At 69.0% G+C, this 4,430-nt stretch carries 3 protein-coding genes and 1 pseudogene; all 4 read left to right on the top strand.

Translation table 11 applies throughout. The features are described from left to right. Positions 1-202 (top strand): annotated as a pseudogene (locus JOZ00_RS14385) (argininosuccinate synthase domain-containing protein); the annotation flags it as partial. After that, positions 199-1,617 carry an argininosuccinate lyase gene (gene argH, locus JOZ00_RS14390; protein WP_293344625.1) on the top strand — a complete coding sequence of 473 codons (1,419 nt, stop codon included), beginning with the start codon at positions 199-201 and terminating at the stop codon, positions 1,615-1,617. The pseudogene JOZ00_RS14385 and the gene argH, both read left to right, overlap by 4 nt. 106 nt (positions 1,618-1,723) lie before the next feature. Then, the gene (locus tag JOZ00_RS14395) at positions 1,724-2,785 is read left to right on the top strand and encodes a type III polyketide synthase (protein WP_293344626.1); all 1,062 of its coding nucleotides are present in this window, start codon (positions 1,724-1,726) and stop codon (positions 2,783-2,785) included. Positions 2,786-2,925: 140 nt separating this feature from the next. Then, a partial coding sequence (locus JOZ00_RS14400; protein WP_293344627.1) for a beta-ketoacyl synthase N-terminal-like domain-containing protein occupies positions 2,926-4,430 on the top strand: 1,505 nt, incomplete at its 3' end.

The following is a 4,430-nucleotide window of genomic DNA, read 5'->3' on the forward strand; positions in this document are numbered from 1 at the left end:
CGGCGGGCACATCGCGGTGAACGGCCGCCGCAGCGCCGAGTCGCTGTACGACTTCAACCTGGCCACCTACGACGAGGGCGACACCTTCGACCAGTCCAAGGCCAAGGGCTTCGTCTACGTGCACGGGTTGTCGTCGAAGCTGGCCGCACGTCGGGACCTGGCCTTCGAAACAGGCTCGGAGCAGGGCCAAGCCCAGCCGTGAGCACCCGCGAGGGATCGCTGTGGGGCGGGCGGTTCGCCGACGGCCCGTCCGACGCGCTTGCCGCGCTGAGCAAGTCCACCCACTTCGACTGGGTGCTGGCGCCCTACGACATCGTGGCTTCGCGGGCCCACACCGTCGTGCTCTTCCGCGCCGGGCTGCTCACCGAGGAGCAGCGGGACGGGCTGCTGGCCGGGCTGGACAGCCTCGCCGAGGATGTGGCCGACGGCAGCTTTTCGCCGCTGGTCACCGACGAGGACGTGCATGCCGCCCTGGAGCGCGGTCTGATCGACCGGGTCGGGCCGGACCTGGGTGGGCGGCTGCGCGCCGGACGGTCCCGCAACGACCAGGTGGCCACCCTGTTCCGGATGTGGCTGCGCGACGCGGTGCGGCGGGTCGCGCGCGGTGCGCTCGACGTCGTCGCCGCCCTGGCCGCGCAGGCCGGCGCACACCCGACCGCCGTCATGCCCGGCAAAACCCACATGCAGTCCGCCCAGCCGGTGCTGCTGGCCCATCACCTGCTGGCGCACGCCCAACCTCTGCTGCGCGATGTCGACCGCATCGTCGACTTCGACAAGCGCGCAGCGGTGTCCCCGTACGGCTCGGGGGCCCTGGCCGGATCGTCGCTCGGCCTGGACCCGGACGCGATCGCCGCGGACCTGGGTTTTGCGGCCGCCGCCGACAACTCCATCGACGCGACCGCGGCCCGCGATTTCGCCGCCGAGGCGGCGTTCGTGTTCGCGATGATCGGCGTCGACCTGTCGCGGCTGGCCGAGGACATCATCATCTGGAGCTCGACGGAATTCGGGTACGTCACGCTGCACGATTCGTGGTCCACCGGCAGCTCGATCATGCCGCAGAAAAAGAACCCCGACGTCGCCGAGCTTGCGCGCGGTAAGTCGGGGCGGCTGATCGGAAACCTGTCCGGGTTGCTCGCGACCCTGAAGGCCCAGCCGCTCGCCTACAACCGCGACCTGCAGGAGGACAAGGAGCCGGTCTTCGACTCGGTGGCCCAGCTCGAGCTCGTGCTGCCGGCGATGGCGGGCCTGGTGGCCAGCCTGACCTTCGACGTCGAGCGGATGGCGGCGCTGGCCCCGGCCGGGTACACGCTGGCAACCGACATCGCCGAATGGCTGGTGCGCCAGGGCGTGCCTTTCCGATCCGCGCACGAGGCCGCCGGCGCCGCGGTCCGGGCCGCCGAGCAGCGCGCCGTGGGACTCGACGAGCTGACCGATGACGAGTTGGCCGCCATTAGCCCGGAGCTGACCTCGCAAGTTCGTGAGGTGCTGACGATCGAGGGTTCGGTGGCGTCGCGCGATGCCCGCGGCGGTACCGCGCCGGGCCGGGTGGCCGAGCAGCTCGAAGCCGTCCTCGCAAACGCCGAACAGCTCAGGAACCGGCTGCGCGCCAGCAAATGAGACGGCAGCAGTTTCCCTGCCAGGTAAACCCCGGCAGACTAGACTTTCGCACTTGGATCCGCATGAACGTCTCACGTCGGACTTTCGTGACCAAGGGGTGGGAGCAATGAGCGTCATCGCCGGCGTATTCGGTGCACTGCCGCCGCATCGCTATTCCCAGTCGGAGCTCACCGACTTCTTCATCAGCATCCCGGAGTTCGAGGGCTACGAAGACATCGTTCGGCAGCTGCACGCCAGCGCCAAGGTCAACAGCCGTCACCTGGTACTGCCGCTGGAGCAGTATCCGACCCTGACCGACTTCGGCATCGCGAACCGCGTCTTCATCGAGAACGCCGTGAACCTGGGCTGTGAGGCGCTGTCGGGCGCCCTGGACGAGGCGGGCCTGCAACCACAGGACCTCGACGTGCTGATCACAACGACCGTGACCGGTTTGGCGATCCCGTCGATCGACGCCCGGATCGCCGCGCGACTCGGGCTGCGCGACGACGTGCGGCGGGTGCCGCTATTCGGCCTGGGTTGCGTCGCCGGGGCGGCGGGCGTGGCCCGCGTCAACGACTACCTGCGTGGCGCGCCGGATGCCGCCGCGGCGCTGGTGTCGGTTGAGCTCTGCTCGCTCACGTACCCCGGATACAAGCCGTCGCTGGCCGGTCTGGTGGGCAGCGCCTTGTTCGCCGACGGAGCCGCCGCGGTGGTGGGCGTCGGCGAACGCCGCGCCGAGGGGATGGCCGCCGCCGGGCCCGACGTCATCGATTCGCGCAGCCACCTCTACCCGGACTCGCTGCGGACCATGGGTTACGACGTCGGCGCCACCGGGTTCGAGCTTGTGCTGTCGAAGGACGTGGCCGCCGTCGTCGAGCAGTACATCGAAGACGACGTCACGACGTTCCTGGGCGCGCACGGCCTGACGGCCGACGACATCGGCGCCTTCGTCAGCCACCCCGGTGGCCCTAAGGTCATCGAGGCGATCAACGCGGCCTTGAGCCTGCCGCCGGAGGCCCTGGAATTGACTTGGCGATCGCTCGGAGAGATCGGCAACCTGTCGTCGGCTTCGGTCCTGCATGTCTTGCGCGACACCATCGCCAAGCCGCCGCCCAGTGGAAGCCCCGGCCTGATGCTCGCGATGGGGCCGGGATTTTGTTCCGAACTCGTGTTGTTGCGTTGGCACTGATGGGTGTCCGCGCATACCCTTTCGTATAAGTAAAGGCATAGTTTTTTGGCCCCTCGACTCCTCGAAATACTTCGCCTGCAAGCGCTTTCGCAAGAACGCTGCGGAGGTTTCGCTGTGAGCGTCACGAACGCCGCGCGCGGATGAGCGGCAATCAGGAAGAGCTCGTCAAGGCCCTTCGCCACGCCCTGAAAGAGAACGAGCGGCTCAAGCGCGAGACACACGAGTACCTCGCCCAAATCGCGGAGGGGACGACCGAGCCCGTGGCCGTGGTGGGCATGGGTTGCCGGTATCCGGGTGGCATCGACTCCCCGGAAGCCCTGTGGCAGATGGTGATCGAGGGCCGGGATGTGGTCTCGGCCTTTCCGGTGGACCGCGGCTGGAACCTGGCGGGACTGTTCGACGACGACCCCGACGCGGTGGGGAAGTCGTACGCCCGGTGCGGCGGATTCCTCGCGGAGGCGGCCCACTTCGATGCCGCGTTTTTCGGTATCGCCCCCAGCGAGGTGCTGGCGATGGATCCACAGCAGCGCCTGCTGCTGGAAGTGTCCTGGGAGGCTTTGGAGCGGGCCGGAATTGACCCTGTCGCCCTGCGCGGTTCGGCCACGGGTGTGTTCGCCGGGATTTTCCACGGCTCGTACGGCGGCCAGGGCCGGGTGCCGGGCAACCTGGAGCGCTACGGACTGCGCGGTTCGACGCTGAGTGTGGCCTCGGGCCGGGTGGCCTACTCGCTGGGGCTAGAAGGCCCTGCCGTCTCGGTCGATACGGCCTGTTCTTCGTCGTTGGTGGCGATTCATCTTGCGGCGCAGTCGTTGCGGTCCGGTGAGTGCGACCTGGCGCTGGCCGGTGGTGTGACGGTGATGGCCACACCGTCGATGTTCATCGAATTCAGCCGGCAGCGAGCACTGGCCGCCGACGGTCGGTGCAAGGCGTACGCGGGCGCCGCCGACGGCACCGGTTTTTCCGAGGGCGTAGGCGTGCTGGTGCTGGAAAGGCTCTCCGACGCACGGCGATTGGGGCATCCGGTGCTGGCCGTGGTGCGCGGTTCCGCGGTGAATCAGGACGGCGCCTCCAACGGACTGGCGACGCCTAACGGGCCGTCGCAGCAGCGGGTGATCCGGGCCGCGCTGGCCAACGCGCGACTGAACGCGGCCGACGTCGACCTGGTGGAGGGGCACGGGACGGGCACCACGCTGGGGGATCCGATTGAAGCCCAGGCGCTTTTGGCGACCTACGGGCAGGATCGGCCGGCGGATCAACCGCTGTGGCTCGGGTCGATCAAGTCCAACATGGGCCATACGTCGGCGGCCGCGGGCACCGGCGGGGTGATCAAGATGGTGCAGGCGATGCGCCATGGCGTGATGCCCAAGACGCTGCACGTGGATGTGCCGACGCCGCATGTGGATTGGTCGGCAGGGGCGGTGTCGCTGTTGACGGACCCGCGGCCCTGGCCGGACGTGGGCCGGCCGCGTCGCGCCGGGGTGTCGTCGTTCGGGATCAGCGGCACCAATGCGCACGTCATTCTCGAACAGCCGCCGTCGGATTCGAACAGCCCCGCGGTGACGGGCGACGACACGCCGGCGCCGTGGGTGCTGTCGGCCCGTTCGGCCGAGGCGCTGGCGAACCAGGCCGCGCGGTTGCTGGCACA

Source organism: Mycobacterium sp. (assembly GCF_019243155.1).
Classification (GTDB): Bacteria; Actinomycetota; Actinomycetes; order Mycobacteriales; family Mycobacteriaceae; genus Mycobacterium.